16 protein-coding genes are annotated in these 23,347 nt (G+C 44.5%); 5 read left to right on the top strand and 11 right to left on the bottom strand.

Annotated features, from left to right (window positions below; all coding sequences use genetic code 11):
• Positions 1-84: 84 nt before the first annotated feature.
• The 6 genes from OAG1_RS16535 to prfB form a co-directional block, all read right to left on the bottom strand.
• On the bottom strand, positions 85-2,739 hold the full coding sequence (locus OAG1_RS16535) for an alpha-amylase family glycosyl hydrolase (protein WP_338622055.1): 2,655 nt from the start codon (positions 2,737-2,739) through the stop codon (positions 85-87).
• A 150-nt stretch (positions 2,740-2,889) separates the two neighbouring features.
• Complete coding sequence (locus OAG1_RS16540; RefSeq protein WP_338622056.1) at positions 2,890-4,314, bottom strand: helix-turn-helix domain-containing protein; 1,425 nt, start codon at positions 4,312-4,314, stop codon at positions 2,890-2,892.
• 78 nt (positions 4,315-4,392) lie between these two features.
• Positions 4,393-5,382 (bottom strand): substrate-binding domain-containing protein, encoded by a 990-nt coding sequence (locus OAG1_RS16545; RefSeq protein ID WP_338622057.1) that lies wholly within the window; start codon positions 5,380-5,382, stop codon positions 4,393-4,395.
• Between the two features lie 105 nt (positions 5,383-5,487).
• Positions 5,488-5,934, bottom strand: a complete 447-nt coding sequence (locus OAG1_RS16550) for a DUF1499 domain-containing protein (RefSeq protein WP_051147561.1) — start codon at positions 5,932-5,934, stop codon at positions 5,488-5,490.
• A 160-nt stretch (positions 5,935-6,094) separates the two neighbouring features.
• A complete protein-coding gene (gene lysS, locus OAG1_RS16555) occupies positions 6,095-7,618 on the bottom strand; it encodes a lysine--tRNA ligase (RefSeq protein ID WP_338622058.1) in 1,524 nt (507 codons plus the stop codon).
• Positions 7,619-7,634: 16 nt separating this feature from the next.
• Positions 7,635-8,733, bottom strand: a protein-coding gene (prfB, locus tag OAG1_RS16560) for a peptide chain release factor 2 (RefSeq protein WP_215426335.1) whose coding sequence is annotated in 2 segments (ribosomal slippage) — positions 7,635-8,657 and positions 8,659-8,733 — 1,098 coding nt in all. Because the reading frame shifts where the segments join, the coding sequence is not laid out codon by codon here.
• A 349-nt stretch (positions 8,734-9,082) separates the two neighbouring features.
• On the opposite strand from prfB, the gene OAG1_RS16565 reads away from it, so the two are divergent.
• The gene (locus OAG1_RS16565; protein ID WP_215426336.1) at positions 9,083-9,511 is read left to right on the top strand and encodes a hypothetical protein; all 429 of its coding nucleotides are present in this window, start codon (positions 9,083-9,085) and stop codon (positions 9,509-9,511) included.
• Between the two features lie 66 nt (positions 9,512-9,577).
• Here the strand turns inward: OAG1_RS16565 and tyrA are convergent, their stop codons facing one another.
• Both tyrA and OAG1_RS16575 read right to left on the bottom strand, forming a co-directional pair.
• Complete coding sequence (gene tyrA / locus OAG1_RS16570; RefSeq protein WP_221076250.1) at positions 9,578-10,702, bottom strand: bifunctional chorismate mutase/prephenate dehydrogenase; 1,125 nt, start codon at positions 10,700-10,702, stop codon at positions 9,578-9,580.
• A 13-nt stretch (positions 10,703-10,715) separates the two neighbouring features.
• Positions 10,716-11,789, bottom strand: a complete 1,074-nt coding sequence (locus OAG1_RS16575; protein ID WP_040306856.1) for a 3-deoxy-7-phosphoheptulonate synthase — start codon at positions 11,787-11,789, stop codon at positions 10,716-10,718.
• 250 nt (positions 11,790-12,039) lie between these two features.
• Between OAG1_RS16575 and OAG1_RS16580 the strand changes: the two genes are divergently transcribed.
• The 3 genes from OAG1_RS16580 to OAG1_RS16590 all read left to right on the top strand — a co-directional run bounded on the left by OAG1_RS16580 (position 12,040) and on the right by OAG1_RS16590 (position 16,261).
• Positions 12,040-13,740 carry a sensor histidine kinase gene (locus OAG1_RS16580; RefSeq protein WP_338622059.1) on the top strand — a complete coding sequence of 567 codons (1,701 nt, stop codon included), beginning with the start codon at positions 12,040-12,042 and terminating at the stop codon, positions 13,738-13,740.
• The gene (gene btsR / locus OAG1_RS16585) at positions 13,737-14,480 is read left to right on the top strand and encodes a two-component system response regulator BtsR (protein WP_338622060.1); all 744 of its coding nucleotides are present in this window, start codon (positions 13,737-13,739) and stop codon (positions 14,478-14,480) included. The genes OAG1_RS16580 and btsR overlap by 4 nt, the downstream gene beginning before the upstream one ends.
• 287 nt (positions 14,481-14,767) lie before the next feature.
• Positions 14,768-16,261: a carbon starvation protein A gene (locus OAG1_RS16590; RefSeq protein WP_338622061.1), complete on the top strand. Its 1,494-nt coding sequence runs from the start codon at positions 14,768-14,770 to the stop codon at positions 16,259-16,261.
• 334 nt (positions 16,262-16,595) lie between these two features.
• On the opposite strand, the gene OAG1_RS16595 is transcribed toward OAG1_RS16590, so the two are convergent.
• From OAG1_RS16595 to OAG1_RS16605, 3 genes are all read right to left on the bottom strand, one after another.
• Positions 16,596-17,282 (bottom strand): TIGR01621 family pseudouridine synthase, encoded by a 687-nt coding sequence (locus OAG1_RS16595; RefSeq protein WP_338622062.1) that lies wholly within the window; start codon positions 17,280-17,282, stop codon positions 16,596-16,598.
• A gap of 65 nt (positions 17,283-17,347) precedes the next feature.
• The gene (locus OAG1_RS16600) at positions 17,348-21,196 is read right to left on the bottom strand and encodes a DUF748 domain-containing protein (protein WP_338622063.1); all 3,849 of its coding nucleotides are present in this window, start codon (positions 21,194-21,196) and stop codon (positions 17,348-17,350) included.
• A 28-nt stretch (positions 21,197-21,224) separates the two neighbouring features.
• Complete coding sequence (locus tag OAG1_RS16605; protein ID WP_016400353.1) at positions 21,225-21,851, bottom strand: LysE family transporter; 627 nt, start codon at positions 21,849-21,851, stop codon at positions 21,225-21,227.
• Between the two features lie 248 nt (positions 21,852-22,099).
• On the opposite strand from OAG1_RS16605, the gene OAG1_RS16610 reads away from it, so the two are divergent.
• Positions 22,100-23,344: a diguanylate cyclase gene (locus OAG1_RS16610; RefSeq protein WP_338622064.1), complete on the top strand. Its 1,245-nt coding sequence runs from the start codon at positions 22,100-22,102 to the stop codon at positions 23,342-23,344.
• The last annotated feature ends 3 nt before the right edge of the window (positions 23,345-23,347 follow it).

A 23,347-nucleotide genomic window follows, 5' to 3' on the forward strand; every position in this document is an offset into this window, starting at 1 on the left:
ATAAAAATAAGAAACACACTGAATTTATTACAATTTAGCTGTAAATAAAGCCTTACTCATTGAAGGCTTTATCATCAATGCTGCTTATTCACTAAGAGTGATAATAGGCAACTCATCCCAAATCTTTTCTTGGTTAGCCTCGCCACCAGAAAAATTCCACGGGCCAGCATCTTCAGCAAGTGGTCTATAAACAGCAGACAAACCATCTAAGTCCCAGGTAGAAAGGTAAAAACGGATACCATCTAAACTATTTGGCCTACCAAGAGAATCACTTGCAAAATCAAGATAGATGACTTGCTGAGCCTTATCTACAGTCACTTTTGGTGCAGGTGTTACTGCTTCCCCCCAATTATCCGCATCGGCACCTTGAGCGTTATAAATAGAACTTTGCCAGCCAAATATCACCGCATTTCGGCTCCAAGTACCACTAGGCATGTTGGCATTAATTTTTGGTAGAACGGTTGCACTAGGCCCTTGGTCTTCGGGTAAATCAATAAACACGGTAAAACCTACGTGGTCGAAGCCATTTGGTGGCAACCAAGTATCGGTGAGTTTATCCATGGTTAGTTTAAGTCGAATATTGCTTCCTACGGAGTACACTTCAGCTTGGTTAATTGCTAACTGGCTGTTTACCTTGTCAAAGCTAGGGTCACCTGGCAACGAGTAACTACCATTAGGACCACCCGTTCCTTCTTGCACATCGTTGCTATCATCAATGCTTAAATCAGGTGTATCAGACCAAGCTAAATCTGAAGTGAAATGCACGTCGGCTAAACCGGCTTTTTCTTCGGCTGAATAAATAGCAAAACGATGCTGCTGCTCACCGATCGCGAAATGTCGAGTTGATAACATGGCCGACCATTGCCCTTGCGAATCAACTTGTATGTCTGTTGCTGTGGCTAAGTTTCCATTCACCACCAATTGCAATTGAGTATTTGCTTGAGCGCGGCCAGTTATCTGGGTATCTGCGCTAATCACTCGGTTTGTCCAATCTTCATCTAGGCTGATGCCCAAATTAGCGGTATCTACCTCCGCAATAGTATTCGTTTTAAAATACAACACCGCGGCTTTTGCTGGCAGTTCAACACTTACTTCACCGTTTGCATCTGCCACCAAGCCCGCTGGTGCTTGTATCCAATTAGCTTGAATTTTCTGTTCAAATACCGTGCCTTCTGCTTGGTCTAGACCTAACCTGTTTAACAGCATGGGTTGATTAGCGGTATTCATTATTACCAGCACTTCTTGATCCGCTAACTGACGCGTAAATGCAAATACACCGGCACCCGACTTGTCGCTAGCCAACACCTCAATATCTCCACGCGTCATCACAGGATTATTACTACGTAGCGTCGCTAATTGTTGTATAAACAAATACATCTCGCTGCCGCTGTCGAAGGAGTCGAGCGACTCACCATCTTCGCGATAGCCTCCCTCAAACATCGCGTCTCGACTCGCACTCATTGCTTGCTCTGTGCCTTGATAAATCACCGGAATGCCCGGAATGCTTAAAATGGTCATTAGCGCTTGTTTTAAATCTGCTTGGCTAGCTTGTGACAAAAAGCGCGGCATATCGTGGTTGTCGATAAAGTTGGGCAAAATGTATGGGTTAGGAAACAGCTCCATCATTTTTTCTATACGAAACCGTAGATAATCGGTAGGTTGCCCGGCAGCAAATACTCGCGTCATGGTGGTTTGCAAAGGGAAGTTAAGTAAGGATGCCAGTTGTTTGTTATCTGCATCCCCTAGGTAACTCAGCATTTTTTGCTCGCCTTCGGTGTTATAAGCACTTGAGCTCTCGAATACTTCACCAAAGGTAAGAAAATTGCTCCGCCCTGTTTGTTCTGCTTGTGCCATTACTCCATCGTTGGCATGTAAAAAGTCGGTCCAAAACTCGTGTTCTACAAACTTGACGGTATCGATACGAAAAGCATCCACCCCCACCTCACGTATCCATTTTCTATAACTTTCTTTCAAATAGGCACGCACTTCCGGGTGAGCGGTATTTAAATCATCTAAATCAGACAGCTGCCAGTTTTTCTCCTGAATAGGATCGTTATGGTCGCTAATGCTTGGCGTCCAGTGGTAGATCCCAGAACCATCTTCATTACAGTTGTTTTGGTTTAAGGGGTAAGGTAATTCTTGCCCTTCAACTAATGGGCTATCTATTAAGCGAAACCCTTGGCATGGCAAGCTTGAGTCGTATTCCCAAGGTTGATCATAAGTGAAATAGTTTCCTACATGGTTAGTCACAATATCTTGAATGAGGTACATATTGCGGCCGTGGATTTCTCGGGCTAAATCTTGGTAGCTGGTCAAATCACCAAAGTGCTCATCAACTTTTTGAAAATCTCTCGCCCAGTAGCCATGGTAACCACCATAGTTTTGCTCATTGTCCCACCACTGGTTAGCAACTGGTGGCGTTAGCCAAACCGATGTGGCACCAAGCTGTTGAATGTAATCTAGCTTGTCGGCTATGCCCACTAAGTCACCACCACTAAATTTTTTGTCTGAACTTGGGTCAAACTCCCCCTGCCCTTGATCGCTCAAACTAGGATCGCCATTGTTAAAGCGATCAATCATTAAAAAGTAGATAATTTGATCTTGCCATTCCGGTGATGCCACATGACTTCCGGTTGTTTCACTCTGCTGTTCATCGGAATTACAGCCACTTAGCGCCACCGCAACTGATAATGCCACTATATTCAATGGTTTTAGTATGTTATTTCTTCCCCGCAACATATTTCATTCCTTTATGAGTTATCTTGCGGAGAACAATAAGCCAGACACTCATGGCGCGTAGTGTCACTTGGCGCCAAATAATATGCAGCAGCATGCCAGCTAAAGCATTCTGTGAACTTAGTAGCTATTTCTGGAGAGTAAGCTTATGGCTTATAACAATGGAGGAACAAATTGATAGCGCTGCGGGTAGTGCTGCTCAGCTAATTCGTTATCGTGTTGGTCAAATACTCTAAAACGGCAATGCTCGGCGAGCGCCGGAAAAGGGCTGGATAAGGTCCAAATACTGTATTGTTTATTACTGCTCACTTGCTGCAGCGCCAGCGGCTGAGAATGCTCTCCCAGATAACAAAGTATTTTACTGGCCTGCTCTAACTGGCAAGCAAGCTCAACAAACAACTGGTAAGCAAAACCGGTTTTAATAATGCTAAGAGTGGGCACGATATAGGCCGGTGTCCCTAGTAGCAAACGCTCACTGACTAAGTAATCTCGCTGTTGGTTATCATCCACATAGCTTTCTCCATCTACTTCATAACGCAGACGAAAACATAAGGGGTGAGCAACCGGTAGGTTGGCGGTAGACCAAAGCTCGGTGCCATCACTTAAAAAATCGGCAAAAAATGCCGGGTAATGGCGCCATATGCCATCCCTGTCTTTACACTCAACGGTTACTACCTTTTCGAAGGCAATGTTATCCACTTCTAACCAAACTTGACCTTCTTGAGTATGTAACTCCTCGGCCTCGCCTATGGGTCCACGCGCATAATGTAAACGCACTGGCTGCGCTCTTAATTGACTGCGATTTTGCACACAACGCTGGCGATAAAAACTAGGGGTAAACTTAAACCAGCGACGAAACGAACGATGAAAGTTAGAGGGATCGTCATAACCTAAACGCAAACCAATACTAGAAATAGGCAACTGGGTATCGGCTAACAAATTTAGCGCCAAGGTTTTCTTCTCATCTTCAACTAGCTGAGAGAAATGAAGCTGTTTCTCGGCTAAACGCCGCTGCAAAGTACGCGTCGACAAACCAATTTTTTTAGCCACAAGCTCTAGGTTTAGTGGCTTATCAAGTGAACGTTGAATAGAGCGTTTTAGTTGTAGCTGTAAGTCTGGCGATTCAATCGATTGATGTAATAGTAGTGAATATACTTTTTTAGCAAAACTGTGGCTCGCCGACTTAGCCTGTAAGCTAAGCGGAAGCCCTTTGGCAGCCACCTGCAAACTTGCACCACTAAAATGGCAGGTAATCAGTGGGTTGTTGAATTGCTGCAGCTGTTGATACAGATTATCTAGCAGTAGTTCACTCCAAGCAGGTAACACTTGTGAATCGCGGGTTTGTAAGCTTAGGGTTAAATCTTGCTTATCGTCGCTCACCTCAACATAAACACTTCTATCAAACAGAGAGAGGCTTTTACTCCACCACACCAAGCCCTCTTTTAGTGAAGGAGCATGCAGCAACAACATCGATTGCAAACACAATACATCGGCCAAGTGCCAGTATTCGCCCGCTACTTGCAAGTGGGAGTGACCAAGTTTTTTGGCTAAGGCCGAAATGACTGGAGCTTGATTCAAGTAATTGATCTAATGTAGAAATTTTCGCCAGTGTCTAACAAGCTGGTTAGCTTATCAATATAAAGATTGTAAGCATGTTTACTGGCACATAGGTATTTGACCAAATACACAACGTTCCAGCTTGGTGTGTATTAATGGTTCTACGGTCTTACCTTGGTGAATGCTATACAGCGTATAAATTGATTGGTAGCCCATATCGTAAGGCGACTGACCAACATTGCCATGTGCTAAGCCTTGGGCTAATAAGCGCTTTTGTACTTCTAGGGTGTCGCCAAAAATAAGCAATAAACGCTTTGAGGCTAAGCTATCACTATGCGGCGAGACAACATCTGAGTATTTAAACTCCAGGGTTTGCGGCCACGCACCAACAGTAATAATTACATCAAGCAACTTCGGCTCGTATTGATGCAAACGTAGCATTCTATCAAGGTTATTTAATGAGCGCTGAGCCTCGTCATCGGAATAGATTGGGCAGCGACTAAGCTCTTCCCATAAATCACTTTTACCGCTGTTATTGTTAAAACCCAAGCCAGCATACACCCCGCTAATGCGCTCTACTAAATTGGCTGCGCCCTTGTGTCCGGTAATAATGCAGAACGAGCCTCCTTGCGGCTTTGAAGCTTGGGTTAAACGCCCCAGCTGAAAACCAAACTGAAAGTTATCGGTTCCAATGTAGCTATGTCGTAATTTGGGATCCGCAGCCAAGGCTTTTTCAGAGAAATCAGAATCAAATGTAACCACGGGGATTTGGTTTTCCTTGGCCAATTGCATACTGCGGTGAGTAAGCACCCGAGAATTAATGACCGATACCGAAATACCGTCGAGCCCTTGCTCAATTTGCTGAGAAATAATTTGGTCTTGGTAACGTGCATCGGCCTCTTCAGGGCCAATATACACACATTCGACATCTAGCTCTGCTGCTGCTTGCAAACACCCTTTCTCAACATCATCAAAAAAGGGGTTAGTAACGGTTTTGGGAACCACCAAAAAACGGGGTTTTGAGGAAATCTCGTTTGCAAGAGATTGACAACTTACAAGAATCAACAGACTAAACAGACATGCTTTCACGGCATCACCAACTACCAATGAGAATACCCTTAAGCTAAGCCAATAAAGTCCATTAGGTAAAGCCAAGCTGCGCTAACTGCAACTTGGCTCACGCTTTTATGGTAATTATTCAGCTTCTAGGTATAACTTAGCAAACTCTTGATATCGCTGATTATTTATACCCATATCGGAGTAGCCAACCCGCGATTGAGAACGAAAATGGACTAACTGCTCGGCTTGGTCGAAGTGTAACTCTACATCATCGCGATAACCTACCGTTGGACTATAAAAAACCGCGTGTACATATTGCTCGTCTCGGCTAATGACTTGATTATTGGGCATATGAGCAAAAGCGCGTAAGGCGGCTAGTTGGGTGCTTTTCAAATCGGCTTTAAATGGCAAGGCAGCGACTTTTTTATCGCCTTCGGCATAACTAGACACCCCATTTGGAGAACTGGCTAATGGCGCCAACCGACCCGATTGCAAACCTAGGTCACTTGGAGTGCTAAGGTTTTTGTAAACCATAAACCCAACTATAACCAGCACAATCACTACTATTCCTGACAACAGCATTTTCACTACCTTTCTCCCTTAATTACGCTAATTGCTTTTAACTAAACCAAGCTTACTCTCAATGAGCTTAGTCTTCGTTATCGCTACTATAACGAAAAAGCACAAAAAAAAAGCCACACACTGTAAAAAGTGTATGGCCTTTAATAGCTTATTTGTGAACTTAAGCTTGAGGGCGCATCGCTGGGAACAAGATCACGTCTCGAATGGTATGAGTGTTGGTGAAGAGCATCGCTAGACGGTCAATACCAATACCTTGACCAGCCGTTGGTGGTAGGCCGTGCTCTAGGGCGGTGATGTAATCGGCGTCGTAGAACATAGCTTCATCATCGCCAGCATCTTTAGCCTCAACCTGCGCCTTAAAGCGCGCATCTTGGTCTTCTGCATCATTAAGCTCAGAGAAGCCATTAGCAACTTCACGACCACCGATGAAGAACTCAAAACGGTCAGTGATGAAGGCGTTGTCGTCGTTACGACGCGCTAGCGGGCTAATTTCTGCTGGGTATTCGGTAATAAAGGTTGGCTGAATTAGCTTAGGCTCAGCAGTCTCACCGAAGATTTCTTCAAGTAGCTGGCCACACGTCCAGAACTTCTCTACTTCAACGCCAACTGATTTAGCAATGCTCACCATGTGCTCGCGGTCTTGCACTTTGTCGTAATCTAAAGCTTGAATATCACCATGCTCTGGGTTGTATTGCTTAATCGCTTGCAACATGCTCAAGCGTGGGTAGCTACCAGCAAACTCCACCGTCTCGTCGCCGTAAGGCATAGAAGAAGAGCCCAGAACCTCAACCGCTACAGTGCGTAGCATTTCTTCGGTTAGATCCATTAGATCGTTGTAGTCGGCGTAGGCCATGTAGAATTCCATCATGGTGAATTCTGGGTTATGGCGCGGCGACAGACCTTCATTACGGAAGTTACGGTTAATTTCGAATACGCGCTCAAAGCCACCTACCACTAAACGCTTCAAGTAAAGCTCTGGTGCAATACGCAGGAACATCTGTTGATCTAGCGCGTTGTGATGAGTGATAAATGGACGGGCAGTTGCGCCGCCTGGGATCACTTGCATCATTGGCGTTTCCACTTCCATGAAGTTCTTAGACTCCATAAAGCGGCGAATGCCGGCTACCAACTTGGAGCGCACCATAAAGGCTTGGCGTGAATCGTCGTTCACGATCAAATCAACATAACGCTGACGGTAACGCTGTTCTTGGTCGGTTAAACCGTGGAATTTCTCTGGCAATGGACGCAAGGCTTTAGTTAGCAAAGCATACTCGTCCATGTTCACGTAAAGGTCACCTTTACCTGATTTGTGCAGCGCACCTTTAACACCAATGATGTCGCCAATGTCTAAGCCACCAATTTCTTTAAGCTCTTTTTGCACCGGCTTAGGCGCGTAAGCTTGAATGCGACCCGATACATCTTGAATCACCAAAAATGGCCCACGCTTAGCCATAATACGACCAGCAATAGCGGCTACGTTACCGGCTGCTTCTAAATCTTCTTTAGATTGTTCGCCAAACTGCTGCTGTAAATCGTCAGCTAAGTGCTCACGTTTAAAGTCATTTGGGTGGCCGTTAGCCGAGCAAGTTTCGCGAATTTTGTCTAACTTAGCGCGACGCTCTGCGATCAGTTTATTTTCTTCTTGTGCTGCTTGTTCCAGACTTTGTTCTGTTTGTTCCGACATGTGAAAACCTTGCTCGTTACAGCCCTGACTTAAGGCTAGCTTCTATAAATTTATCTAAATCACCATCTAACACGGCTTGAGTATTACGGTTCTCAATACCGGTTCGAAGATCTTTAATTCTTGAATCATCTAATACATAAGATCGAATTTGACTGCCCCAGCCAATATCCGATTTATTGTCTTCCGCCGCTTTTTTCTCGGCATTCTGTTTTTGCAACTCTAGCTCAAACAACTTAGCTTTAAGCTGCTTCATTGCTTCGTCTTTGTTCTTGTGCTGCGAACGCCCGCTTTGGCACTGCACCACGGTATTGGTAGGCAAGTGGGTAATTCGCACCGCCGATTCGGTTTTGTTTACGTGCTGACCACCGGCGCCTGAGGCTCGGTATACGTCAATGCGCAAATCACCTGGGTCAATGTCTACTTCAATGCTGTCATCAATTTCTGGGTAGATAAACGCCGATGCAAACGAGGTATGACGACGTCCACTAGAATCAAAGGGAGACTTACGTACCAAACGGTGCACGCCGGTTTCTGTTCTTAACCAGCCGTAAGCATATTCGCCACTTACTTTAATCGTTGCGCCTTTAATGCCTGCTACATCACCATCAGAGACTTCAACTAACTCAGCTTTAAACTGGTGAGCTTCACACCAACGCAAATACATACGTAGCATCATATTGGCCCAATCTTGAGCCTCGGTGCCACCAGAGCCAGATTGAATATCGATGTAGCAATCGCTCTCATCCATCTCGCCGGCAAACATCCGGCGAAATTCAAGCTTCTCTAATTGTTTAACTAAGTCTTCGGCTTCGGCTTGAGCTTCTTCGAAGGTTTCTTCATCTTCTGCTTCTACCGCCAGCTCAACCAAACCAGCAACATCTTCGATGCCTTGAGTAAGGTTGTCGATGGTTTTTACCACCAACTCTAGCGCTGAGCGTTCTTTGCCTAAGGCTTGCGCGCGCGCCGGGTCATTCCAAATTTCTGGTTGTTCTAATTCGCGACTGACTTCTTCTAACTGCTCTGCTTTTGCATCGTAGTCAAAGATACCCCCGGAGCACTTCTGTGCGCTCTTTAATATCTGCTAGTGAGTTGTTCACCGAATTAATTTCAAACATCCTGCAATGACCTACGTCGAAGTACCAAAAACGCGCAATTTTAACCAATATAGCGGGGAATAAACATAGTTAGGCGCAATGAATAGGCTAAATAAACCAGTTTTTTTGTTATCTCGGTGAATCGCAGCTTTAGCTAACCCACAATTTGCCAGTATTTCCATAAACTAAGGAGCTTTATAGCTAATGCCCAAGCGGCTTTTCGTTACCCGCTTCAGCTTTTTCTCAATTTTGTTGGGATTACAAATTAGTCGAATTCGTTAACTGAAACTTGCTGAACTTGAGATCTAGCATTAACTTAAACTAACAAGCCAATACAATTTCGTCGGTTTAGTGTTTGTGGGAGACGGCATTGCGAGAAGCACATGGTTCTATTGAGTTTTCACTTAATGGACAAATAATGGAGATTGAGGGCACAGGTCCTTGGAATCTTGAACAAATGGAAGAAAGCGGCGGTGCTGCAGCTCCTATATTAGACCAGTTATTAGATTCGCCATGGGGAGTTTTAGCCACATTTCATGGAGAAACCTTTTATACCGAAGATGCAGCAAACCAATTAATTGAGTGGTTAAAAGTTGAAAAACAGCGTGGTCGAGTTGCCACCGCCTTAATCCTTACCCACGCCAGCGTACCAGAGCTCGCTAAATGGCATTTAAGCCAAATATATATTCAGGCAGGGGAAACGGTACAAATATTTACTGATAAGGGTGAGGCGCTGAGCTGGTTAAAACAAAAAATTGCTGAATATGAACAGCAAGCGGCTTTCGAAGACCACCTATAAAAAACAAGCTAATTAAGCGCATAAAAAAGCCAGCCCTAAGGGCTGGCTAATCACTAACTACAAAACCTAAGAGCGTCGGCTGTCGTTAGCTTGCTGTAATAAGCTGCGGCTTTCTTTTAAGAACTCTTGCGAGTAATCACCAAACCAGTCACTCACCCGCTCAAAAGACGCAATAAAACCTTCGCGATCTTTATTCTCTACCAACTCAACCAATTCACCAAAGTGTTGGTGGTAACGCTTAATCATCGCAGCACTCTGCTCTGATGCCATAATAATATCGGCGTACAAATCAGGAGACTGGGCAAATAAACGTCCAACCATGGCCAGCTCTAAGCGATAAATCGGAGAGCTTAAGTCTAGTAACAGTTTTAAGTCTGCATCTTCCTGCGCTAAATGCATGCCATAAGCAAAAGACGTAAAGTGACGCAAAGACTGAATCAAAGTCATCGCTTTATCATGGCTTTCTGCTTCTACAGCATGTAAACGCGCACCCCAAATGCCCATTTGCTGCAATAGCCACTGGTACTGCTCACCGCCACGACCATCGGCGTAAACAATAACCTGCTTAGCAAGACTAGGCACATCTGGGCCAAACATTGGATGCAAGCCCACTACTGGACCTTTGTGCACAGCCAACATTTTGTTTAGCGGCGCAGACTTAATACTAGTGATGTCGGCCAAGATACAGTTTTCAGGCAGATTACCTAACTGGGCAATCACCGTCTCTGTAAGGTTGATTGGCACAGAAACCAACACTAAACCGGCGGTAGCAAATAGTTCGGGGGCTTTATCCCAATCTTCTTTACCAATGACATCAACTTGGTAGCCAGACAAAGTAAACATTTGTACAAACAAACGGCCTAGTTGCCCACGACCACCAATTACAACAATATTGCCAAGCTCAGGATTTATCGTTTTAAAACCACTGTCTTTTTCACTGGTATACGACTCACGCATCACTCGACGCAATACGTCTTCGATTAACGCTGGCGGTACACCTTTGTTTTCAGCCTCGGCGCGACGCTTAGCCAACATGGCTGCTTCGCGATCCGGTGCATAAATAGGTAAACCGTGCTGGGTTTTAACTTCACCTACTTTATGAACCAGCTGAATACGTTGCTGTAGCAAATCTAGAAGCTGTTGATCCACTTCATCGATTTGGTCACGTAAAAGATTTAGAGCTTGAACCATGTTGTTTCCGTTATTATTTTTCTAGGCGTTTAGCTAGGCTGTCGCCAAGTTCGTTGAACATTTTGTCGATCAACGTTGCAGTTGCATCCCAATCAATACACGCATCGGTTACCGATACACCGTATTTAAGTGCTGACTTAGGAGCTTCACTTGGCTGGTTACCCGCTTCCAAGTTACTTTCTAACATTAAGCCAATAATTGATTTATTGCCTTCTTCAATTTGATTAATCACGTTAGCCGCAACCAAAGGCTGAAGTTCGTGGTTCTTACTAGAGTTAGCGTGGCTGCAGTCCACTACTAGGGTAGGTGCTAAACCGGCTTTTTCCATTGCTTGCTCAGCCAGTGCCACGTTTACTGAATCATAGTTAGGCTGTTTACCACCACGTAAAATAACGTGACCATCTGGGTTACCTTGAGTTTGCAACAAAGACACTTGACCTTGTTGGTTAATACCCATGAAACGGTGTGAGTGAGCAGCCGATTGCATTGCATTGATTGCTGTACCTAAGTTGCCGTCAGTACCATTTTTAAAGCCAACAGGCATAGACAAACCACTGGCCATTTCACGGTGAGTTTGTGACTCAGTAGTTCGTGCACCAATAGCAGCCCAAGAGAACAATTCTGATAGGTACTGCGGGCTAATTGGGTCTAGGGCTTCGGTGGCCACAGGTAAACCTAACTCGGCGGTCCAAGTTAGCAGTTCACGGGCGTTGTGAAGACCAGTTTCCACATCAAAAGAGTTATCCATGTGAGGATCGTTGATGAAACCTTTCCAACCTACGGTAGTACGAGGTTTTTCAAAATACACCCGCATAACGATAAATAGGCGATCGCTATATTGATCATGAAGTTTCTTCAGGCGTGAAGCATATTCCTTCGCCTGTTCTAAATCGTGAATAGAACAAGGGCCAGTAATAACCAATAAACGTGAATCACGTTTGTGGCAAATATCGGCGATAGTTTTGCGTGACTGCAGTACAAATTGTAATGCTTCATCAGAAGCAGGAAGCTTCTCGCGTAACTGTTCTGGTGTGATAAGGACTTGTTCTGACGAGATATGAATATCGTTAATTGGATCTTTTTGCATTTGCTCTTTTACTCCGGTGGCGGATTTAGCCACACATTTCCTTTCCCATTTTGGGATTAATTATTATAGAAACCCATCACAATACCAGTGCTTGCACCATTTGCAAGCGGTCAAGCGTTACCAGCTTGTTAAGAGCTTTACCAGCGATTTTGGTAAGTCCTATTAGTTGCTGTAAACAGTATGCTAATATGCTGCTATCTACTGTGAATGCCAGATATCCTTTCGCCAACTAGCGAGGCTTTAATAGCTGATGATATTGAGTGATTTTTCCCTGCTATTGTCTTTAGCCCAACAAATGAGCGTTTTTCTGGTCATTGCCTACCTGCTGAGTAAAACGCCGGCCTTCCTTCCGCTTACTAATCTGTCGCCACGCTTACCGAATACGCTCACCATTTATTGCTTGTTTTCGGGCTTCTGTATTCTAGGCTCCTATTTTGGTTTGGCGATTGACGACGCCATTGCTAATACTCGTGCAGTTGGCGCCGTGCTTGGTGGTTTATTTGGCGGCCCAGTACTGGGTTTGCTGGTAGGTTTTACCGGAGGCATGCATCGCTACTTTATGGGCGGATTTACCGACGTAGCCTGCGCAGTTTCAACCACGCTTGAAGGTTTAGTTGGCGGCTTATTTCATTTATGGATCCGCAGGCGCAGCTTGCACAACGAACATTTGTTTTCGCCCACTATTGCCTTTGTTGCAACCTTAATCGCCGAAACCCTGCAAATGTTACTAATTTTGCTGATTGCTAAACCCTTTGAGCAGGCACTAGCCTTAGTAGAAGTTATCGCCCTTCCTATGGTTTTAGCCAATTCTGTTGGCGCCGCTTTATTCATGATGATGATTCGCGACCGCCGCCGTCTTTATGACAAATTTAGTAGTCATTCTTCAGCTAAAGCGCTTAACCTTGCGCAACGCATGGTAGGTGTCTTTCATCAAGGTTTCAAACAACAAGATGCGGTGCGTATCGCCAATATCATTCATGAAGAAACCGGGGTTTCTGCGGTCGCTATTACCGATACCCAACAGGTTTTAGCTTTTAAAGGCTTAGGAAGTGATCACCACCACGCGGGTCGCCCTATTGCATCCAAACAAACTCACCAAGCAATTAACGAAAACCGAGTAGTATTTGCCGACGGTGTTGAAGAGCCTTATCAATGCAGCTCCAGCGATAAGTGCCCACTAGGCTCATCATTAGTGGTGCCGATTCGCGGCAGCGAGAACGATGTGATTGGCACAGTGAAACTCTATGAGTCGAAACGCCGCTTGTTTTTACACATTAACCGCGCCTTAGGAGAAGGTATTGCCAAGGTGATTGCCGAACAATTACGTGATAGCCATGTTCAGCAACAGCAACAACTACTCACCGAAGCTGAGCTAAAACTGGCGCGCGCCCAAATTAACCCACACTTTTTGTTTAACGCCTTAAATACAATCAGCGCAGTGGTAAAACGCGACGCCAGCTCTGCCCGTCAGCTTATTGCTGATTTAGCCTTGTTCTTGCGGATTAATTTAAAACGCAATCAGCAAACCAGTTTGGTGAGTGCCGAGCTAGAACATGTAAATGCTTATCTGCATATTGAGCAAGTGCGCTTTGCCGACCGATTGGTGATAAAACAAGACATCGACGAAGCATTTATGCAACTTGAACTACCCACTTTTACCCTGCAACCTTTAGTGGAAAACGCCATTAAACACGGCACAGCTCATTTACTTGAAACCGGCAAAATCACCATTTATAGCCGGCTAAACAATGGAGTTAAACAATTGGTAGTTGAAGATAACGCCGGTCTCTATCAAAAACCAGAGCAAGCCACCAGCGAAGGATTAGGCATGCATATTGTGGATACTCGCTTACGTAATGCCTTTGGTGCATCATTCGCGTTACAAGTTGAATGTCAGCTAAACCAATATACTCGGGTGATTATTTCACTGCCCAAGGAGCCTAACCAATGAGAGCGATCATTGTCGACGATGAACCCTTAGCCAGAGAAGAACTCCAGGAGATGCTACAAAGCTACCCTGAAATTGAAGTCGTCGCGCAATTTGGCAACGCCATAGAGTGTTTAAAGCACCTTAAGCAACTGCAAGCCGAGGTATTGTTTTTAGATATAGAAATGCCACAAATTAGCGGTTTAGAACTGGCGAATATGATTGACAGCGACAATGCGCCAGCGATTGTATTTGTGACCGCTTACGATCAATTTGCTCTGGATGCCTTCGAACAAAATGCCGTGGATTACTTACTCAAGCCGATTGACTCGGAACGTTTGTGTAAGTCGATTAAACGCTTAAAAGAGCGCCTGCCTTCCATCAAGCAAACCGAAGCTGATTCAGCAGTTAATCACTCCTACCAAACCATGCTCAAAGAGCAACAACTTAGATTAATACCCTGTTATTACCAACAACGAGTAAAACTGATCCGCTTAGAAGATATCGAGCATGCTTCAAGCGATATAAGCGGTGTGCATGTTGCCACCGAAAATGGCACCTACCATACCCAGCTAACGCTAAAAGTACTTGAAGACAAATCCCCTTTGTTACGTTGCCATCGCCAACACTTGGTTAACGTGGAAGCCATTTCCGAAATCTCTTTAGAAGATAATGGCGGTGCGGTGCTGTTCACTAAAAGTGGCGCACAGTTACCGGTAAGTCGTCGCTACTTCAAAGCAATTAAAGAGCATTTTGGCTTATAACATTGTTCAATTAGCCAACACCACTTAGGTGCTATCTCAACGACTAGCCAAGAAACGGTGCTGTTTACTAATAGTGGCGCACAGTTAACAGTTAGTCGTTAGCCGTCGCTACTTCAAAGCAATTAAAGAGTATTTTGGCTTATAACATTGTTAAATTAATCAACACCACTTAAGTGCTATTTCGACCACTTACCAAGAAATAGCACCACTCACCAAAGCGACTACTGAATAGCGACTTGCGAATAAATACACTGGCCTTGATTACAACTAAGTACTGAGAGGATGACATGCTTTGGTTTCTATTTTGCGTCGCAGCGTTGCTCGGCGGCTACTTCATTTACGGCGCCTTTGTAGAGAAGGTTTTTGGCATTAAAGAACAACGACAAACACCCGCTTACGCGAAGCAAGATGGTGTGGACTTTGTGCCAATGTCGAAGAAAAAAGTTTATTTAATCCAGCTGCTTAACATTGCGGGTGTGGGCCCTATTTTTGGTCCTATAATGGGTGCCTTATACGGCCCAGCGGCGATGTTATGGATTGTGGTAGGCTGTATTTTTGCTGGCGCAACTCACGACTACTTCTCAGGCATGTTGTCGGTTCGCAATGGCGGTGCATCGGTACCGGCATTATCTGGGCGATACCTAGGTAAAAGTGCTCGCCACTTCATGAATATTTTTGCCATTGTGCTGTTGCTACTGGTAGGCGTAGTATTTGTATCCGCTCCAGCAGGCATGTTAACTAACCTTATTAACGACCAAGCTGGTATAAGCCTTGGTTTAGGCACTATGGTTAGTATCATTTTTGTTTACTACATCATTGCCACCATCGTTCCCATCGACAAAATTATTGGCCGCTTCTACCCACTGTTTGGTGCATTACTTATCTTTATGTCGGTAGGCCTAATTACCGCAGTGGCTTTCTCGAGTGAGCACCAAGTAATGGGCAGCTTTGAAGTAAGCCAAATGTTCACCAACATGAATCCAAATGACTTACCGTTATGGCCGGCCTTATTCATTACCATTGCTTGTGGCGCAATTTCAGGCTTTCATGCCACGCAGTCACCGTTAATGGCTCGTTGTGTAGAGAATGAAAAAAGTGGCCGTTTTGTATTTTACGGTGCAATGATTGGCGAAGGTGTCATTGCCTTGATTTGGTGTGCTATTGCGCTGTCTTTCTTCAACTCAATGGAAGGTTTACAAGCAGCAGTTGCCAGCGGTGGGCCAGGTAAAGTTGTTTACGACGCATCATTTGGTTTACTGGGTGTATTTGGCGGTATCTTAGCCTTCTTAGGTGTGGTGATTTTACCTATTACTTCTGGCGATACGGCGTTTCGTTCAAGCCGCTTAATTTTGGCAGAGTACTTTAATCTTTCTCAAAAACCGGTTAAAAACCGCTTAATGATTGCCCTGCCAATTTTCATTATTGGTGGCATTCTTACTCAAGTAGATTTTGGAGTAATTTGGCGCTACTTCGGCTTTGCTAACCAAACAACCGCTGTAATGATGTTATGGACGGCAACCGCTTACTTATTGCGTAATGACAAATTCCACTGGATAACCACTGTTCCCGCAATGTTTATGACAACAGTAGTGGTGACCTTCATCCTAAACTCAAGCACTTTGGGCTTTGGGCTACCAATGACTATTTCGACGGTGGCAGGGGTAGTGACTACCTTAGTGATTACCGGTTTGCTAATAGCCAAACTAAAAGGCATTGGTGAAGACGATTTGGATGAAGAGTTAGACGAAATAACTAAACTAAATTCGGCCAAAGAGGCTTAATATCATCCTTAGGGTCTGTTGATCTTTGGTGTTGAAATTTTGTTCGAGATAAGCGGGCTTTAATCGCGGCGAGCACTTAAAAGCCTAGTGGGCTAAGCAAGAAGTGCTTAACAAAGAGTAAAGTTCGCTTATCCGAACCCTTCGGGCAGCATTTCTTAGCCATTTATTCAGCGTTAGCGAGTGATTATTAAGCCCACTTAACTGCACACTCACTACCTTGCCTAAATGGCTAATTAATTGCTGCAAAAACCATCCGCAAAGATCAACAGCCCCTAACTTTTGAGCCGCTTTATGCGGCTCTTTTTTAGGCTTAAGAAACGACGGAGTTGTTAGCTTAACTACGCTTAAGTTGCGGGAAGGCCACTTCCCAAGGCTTAGCTAAACTGGCAATTTTTTCAGCGATTTCAAACCGCTCAAAATCCCCATCAAGATTATCTAAAGCTGCATAATGAAGAGATTGTTCACCCCAATTAAACTGCAGGCCAAAAGCATGCAAATAACCTCGCTCTGCCACTTCGCCACCATAACGCGTATCACCCAGTATTGGCGCGCCTAAACTTTTAAGGGCAACCCGCAATTGATGGGTACGCCCAGTATGAGGTTTTAATAAAAACAAACGACGTTTGGGTAACAGCGCAAAGCTAAAAAACTGGGTAATCGCTGGGTTATCGTTAGTATGCCCGAGCTTCCAACTTCCGTTGCGCGCTTTCAGCATATCGCCTTTAATCAAGCCCTGTTTCTTTTTAGGTTTGTTAGAGGCTAAAGCTAAGTAGAATTTATTGACTAAGCCTTGGCTAAACAGCTCTTGAAAACGCGCAGCTGCCGATTTATTTTTGGCTAACAGTAACAAGCCAGAGGTTAGCTTATCTAAACGATGTACTGGCCATAACTCTAAGGCAAATTGTTGGCGCGCCAACTCAACCAGCCCCAACTCGCCAGACTCGGTATGAAAGTTAATACCACTGGGTTTATTAACTACTATAAAATCGCTGTGTTCGGCCACGAGTAGGAGCTTTTGCATACTGCTTTTCCTTACAAAATCAGTGACATTATCGCCCGAACAAGGTTTAAAACAAGCTTTCGCGATTAATCAGCAATAATACTTAAGGTTACCAACATCTTGCCGCTTTGCTTGTCGAGCGCTTGGCGCTGTACAAAAGCGCGATCAATGGCTAATTCGTTTTGTTCGGTGAGAACATCTTTCACCGCAATCGCTCGTTGCTCCGCGAAGCTTTCTAAATCGCCATCATTAAGGGTTTGTTGGTCAACTAATCGTTGATACCACAAGCTGTGTAACTCTTGATTTAAACGCTCGGGACTAAGCTGCTCTTGCTCTTGTAAGCTTTGGGTTAGCTGCTGGCGATCTTCATTACGGCTTGCTTCTTCTATGTTGACTTGTGCCAAGTTAACAAGAGCAGTTCGTAAACTGCGATTCTCGAGTACTGCACTTAAACTGATATCTTGCGGCGCTATATCCAAATTAGCCTGTTGATTAAGCTGTACAGCGAGCGCTTGTCTTTTGAGAGCTGGAATATCTTGAGCTGGATCGATGGAGCCAACTAAAGCAATTTTTAGCTGCGGACGTTTTTTTAAGCCTTCGGCCAATTGGCCAAGTTGAGTAAGCTGTTGCTGCTCAATCTCGCTACTGCCAGCAACAAAACTCACTTCATTTAAGGTTTCGTCACTACCAATTAGCGAACCAATTAAAGCAAAGGGTGAGGTAACGATTTTTTTCAGCGCGCCACCTAAGGCCTTGAACACCAATCCACCAACATTAAAGTCTGGATCATTAACATCGCCGCTAACTTCTAAACCTAGGTCTATCACACCTTGGTCATCTTCTAGTAGCGCAATCGCAAGCTCCACCGGTAGCGAAGTAGCCTTTTCGCTATTGGTGCGTTTCCCCAATTGCAGTTGCTCTATGTAAACTTGATTGCTGCCCTGTAGCTGGCTTTGCTTAAGTTTATAAGCCAGGGCTAAAGACATTTGTCCACGCTCAATCACGTAGCCGGCATAGGTGCCCGAATAGGCGTTTAAGCGAGTAAGTTCTAAATGTTTAAAATCTAGTGCGGCATCAAAAGCAGGGTCTGCAGCAAGAGGGGCAATTTCACCTGCAAAACTTACCGGAGCATAACCGTCCACTTCACCGCTTAGGCTCACTTCGGCAGGCTGGCTAGCGTCTTGATTTAAGCTGCCAATTTTACCCTCTACCTTTTCAATCTTGGCGGCAAAGTTTGGGTCTAATGAGTAATCAGCAAAGTCGACCAAGCCTTGGCTAAACTGCGTTTGCGCAATGCTAATTTGCCAGCTTGCTGAATCATTTGCAGCTACTGGCTCACTGGCTTGTTCCTCGAGCTCTTCGCTTCGCTGCTCAACCGAGCTTTCACCCTCTTCGGGTGACTTTACAATCCCCGCCAAATTAGTGGAAAAGTCTTCTGATACCTCAATTAAGAAGTAGGGTTGAATAAAGTTAAGCTCACCCAAAGCAAGGCGGCGTTGGCGAGTATCTAGGTCCAATTTGCTAAGATTTAACTCAGACCATTTGAGTAAATCCGACTGCTCCCTTGCGTCTTTTAAATGCAGTTCATCAATGCTGAGCGGGCCTTTTAAAGCCAATCCAAATTGCTCTTGCCAATCTAATTGCACTTGCATGTCGGTATTAAACTTGGCCGACTCTAGTTTTAACTCAGTGTATTGCGCTAAGTAGGCTTGATAAAAAGCCAAACCAAACTGCGTAGCTTTAAGCGTTAAATCTGCTTGTTTATTGGCAAGTGCAATTTCCCCATCAATAGCGAGCTCCCCTCCCTGCTCGGCTTGTAGTTTGGCGGCTATCGTCATCGAAGAACTCATATCGGAGCTTATATTTGAAAGCTCAATTAAAGGGGCGTTTAGTTGGTGCTTAAGCTCTTGCCCTGAATACATCTCACTCAAACTAAAACGTGAATCAGCCGCGCTTAACTGGGCAATGCTAACCAACCACCCTGCTTGCTCTTCACGTGCAGTAGCGTCAGTTTCTTCTGCTGCCACTGCATTTTGTGCAAGTTCTGGCTTAGTTTGCGCATCTAAAGAAACGTCACTGGCTTCATCGAGACTCGTTAACTCAGACCCTGAGATTTGATCGCTTTGCGGCTCAGGTTCGAATTCGGTTGGGCTGTTTTCGCTGTTTTTACTTGCTGCAAAACCTAGGTATTCAATAATGTCCAAGTTGCCTTGCTCATCGAGGCTGGCAATAAACTCTAAGGCTTCACTGCTAAGACTCGCAATATCAACGGTTTGCTTAGTTAGATTGACACCTATACCGTCGGCAACAACGTCATTGGCCGCCAGCCAATGCAAGTTTTCTGGATGTTGTGGCACCGCCAGATTCACTTGCGATAAGGCCAAACGCCCGTTAGAGCTAGTAAGAGCAAAGCTGTCTGCCAGCTGCATATCTAACTCGCTACTTAAGGCCAGTTGGCCACTGTCTATATCTAAGCGAACAAAGGGGGAATACCATTTTTCAAGTTGCGTTAGCGCCAATTGGCTAAGGCTTACTTGACCAGTTAAACGCTGCTCTGGGCCACTAAAGGCTAACTTTGCATTGAGTGGACTCTGCTGGTACAAACTAGCATCAAGCGTTAATTCCGTGGTTTGCTGCATATCACTAGAGAACCCGCTAAGGCTAAGCGCTTGTAACAATAATTGATGCTGTTTAGTGCTACCTAACCAAGCTTCACCTAGCCTTAGTTCAAAGTCACTCACCTTAATGCTGTTGTTGCTTAGCACCCAAGAAGACTCACTAGTAGCGGGTTCTTCCTGCTCAACCGCCGGAGCAGAATCACTTTTCTCGCCAGCTTCAGGAGTTTGAGTTTCAGCCACCAGCTTTTCAAAATGAAACCACGAGAGCCAATCTAGCTCAGAGTGCTGGTCAAAGTTGGCAGTGAGTAAACCTTGATTGAGGCCTATATCCCCTAAGCTCAGGTGTTGCTGGTTCAAATCAAAAGTAATATTAGTGAGCAAGAGCTGTTCGAACTTAGCGCGAGTTTCCTCAAAAGCACTCAGCTCAAATTGTTCAATGCTCAGCTGGCCTTGTTTGGTAGTAAACTGAAACTGTTGTTGGTAATCAATTAAATAATCAGTGCTAAGCGTTACCGCGCCTTGGTTGATTCGCAAATCGGTATAAGGGCGTAAAAAAGCAAAAACCCGCGGCAGCTGAAACTCTTCTAAAGAAAATTGACCCGATACCTGCGAAGCTGGCAAATCCACTTCACCACTCCAGGCCAAACGGCCCTGCTCGCCTACTTGCGCTTCAATACGATAGGCATTAGCTGCATCACCGGTTCTTTGGGTATAAAAGTCGTTAAGCAATAAATCAAAATCAGAGATGGAGAAATCTACAGCTTGCTCTGGCAGGTAGTCACTTAACTTTAATTGAGCGTTGCGCAACATAAATTGTTTAACCCGCAAACGGGGAACGCTAGCTTGTTCGCTGTTTTCAGGTTCAGCCTCTTGTGGTTCGCCAGTATTAGGAAACAAACTGTCTACATTTAGTGCACCATTTTTTAGTCGGCTAAGGTGGAAAAACAAACCGTCTAACTCTAAAGCTTCAAAGTTCCAACTCCAGTAGAACAAAGAGCTTAAGGTGAAATCTACATAGAGGCGCTCGAAGCTCGCCAAAGGTTGAGCTTGCTGCTCATCAAGCTCTTTAATGGCAAAGTGGCGCAGCGTTAAGGAAAGCTTAAGCGGATGAAAATCTGCTTGTTGCAGAGTCACTGTGTGACCGGTGAGAACGGTTAATTGCTTTTCTACTTGCTGCTTGATCACCCAAGGTAACAAGCTTAGTGACAGCACAACATAAAGCATAAAGACTATTACAAAATACACCCCAGCTTTTTGCCAAGCAGAGGCCTGCTGCCAGCGCATTTTTAATTGCCCTATCCTTGTGGCTGCCTTCATAAATCTCCCGCGTCTTTGATGATGCTTATTAGTTTCGACTACTAAAAAGCAAACGAATTCCCAAACTCACTAAAACAAAACCCATACTGCGATCAAACCAGTGTCCTACCTGCAAAAACTTACGGCGAACTCGGGCAGTACTAAACAACCAGGAGATCATGGCAAACCATAAGGCTGTAGCAAAAACCATATATAAACCATAGCCTAACTGCACCAGCATTGGCGTGGTTGGGCTAATAACTACAGTAAATAAAGACAAGAAAAACAAGGTCGCTTTAGGATTTAAGCCATTAGTCATAAAACCACTTAAAAAGGCACTTTTATCGCTAAGCCTAAGGCCCGTATCCGCTTCAATATCTGCGGCATCACGACGCTTTGCTCGCAAGCCTTGAATACCTATCCAAATCAAATAAGCAGCGCCTAACCATTTAATCACGTTAAACAACCAAATCGACTGAGAGATGATTAAGCCGATTCCCAGCACCGAATAAATCACATGAACCATAATCCCACAGCCTACGCCAAGGGAGGTAAAGATAGCGGCTCTACGACCAAGGGAAATACTATTTTTTAGCACTACTGCTAGATCTGGCCCTGGCGAAGCCACGGCTAACAAATGCACCACAACCACGGTTAAAAATTCAGCCCAGTACACGCTATCTCCTTAAAGAAACGATCAGTGACAATATTCACGTCTGATTGATTAAACAAAACCAGCAGCCATAAATCCATCTACAATTGTATTTAGTAGGTATAAAACAATATAGCTTAGTAAGTTTTTGTTATTACTTATTAAAAAAACTGCGCTGCATCAAACAGTTATTTTGTTATATTAGTTTTTCAAAATTCAGTTTTATTTGACCCAAAGCACAATAATCAAGTGAGTTTTTAGGAAAGCAAGCTATGCAGAAAATTCTTATAGTAGAAGACAGCCCAACAGTACTAAAAATTCTCCGCCATTTGTCTTCACGTTTAAACCATCTTGAGCCAATTTTTGCTTCTAGCTTAGAACAAGCGAAGCAGAGTTACAGCGCCGACCCAAGTAGCTTTTTTGCTGCGTTGGCGGATTTTAACTTACCCGATGCGCCAAACGGTGAACTGGTTGATTATCTATTGGAAAACAAAATTCCAACAGTGGTGCTTTCAGGCTCCTTTGATGAACAAACCCAATCCCTACTAATTATAAAAGGTGTGGTTGACTATGTGCTAAAAGAAGGACGTTACTCCTACGAGCTGGCCTTCGATACCTTAAATCAACTCTACCTAAACCAAAATACCAAAGTGTTGGTTGCCGAAGACTCGGAACTAGCAAGAAAACATATCTGTGGTTTACTAAAACGCCATCTATTTCAAGTAATTGAAGCGAACGACGGACAGGAAGCCTTTAAGCATTTACAAGATGATCCGGATATTAAGTTGCTAATTAGTGACTATCAAATGCCAAATATGGATGGTTTCCAACTGGTTCAAAAAGTACGCCACGAAATGGGGCAACGACGGATCAGCATTCTAGGTTTATCCTCTGCCGATAATGCAACTGTATCGAGTAAATTCATTAAAAATGGGGCTAACGACTACTTACACAAACCCTTCTCTATTGAGGAGTTTCAATGTCGAGTCAATCATAGCCTGCATACTTTAGCACTAGTCGAAAAGCTGGAAAAAGCCGCTTACCAAGACTATTTAACCGCGATTCCTAATCGCCGTTTCTTTATTAAACACGGCCGTAAACTACACCAAAAAGCCGAGGACAAAAACTCTCAACTTGCGGTAGCAGTACTCGATATTGACCACTTCAAAAAGTTTAACGACCAATACGGCCATGAAGCAGGTGACGCAGTACTCATTCATTTCTCTAGCTTAATGAAATCAGGCCTGTCTAACTTCTTATTTGCCCGTACCGGTGGCGAAGAATTTAGTGTGGCGATGGCGGGACTAAACAATGAACAAGCCTACCAACTGTTAGATGCATTTCGTGAGCAAGTGGCAACCACAGAGTTTATTTACAACGATACGCCACTGTCGATAAGCGTTAGCATCGGTGTGACCAATAACCTTGAAGAACATTTAGATGCGCAGCTCAACCGAGCAGATGAGCTGCTTTATAACGCCAAAGATGCCGGGCGCAATATTGTCGTTGGAGATTAGTAC

This window comes from Agarivorans sp. OAG1 (assembly GCF_037076485.1).
GTDB classification, from domain to species: domain Bacteria; phylum Pseudomonadota; class Gammaproteobacteria; order Enterobacterales; family Celerinatantimonadaceae; genus Agarivorans; species Agarivorans albus.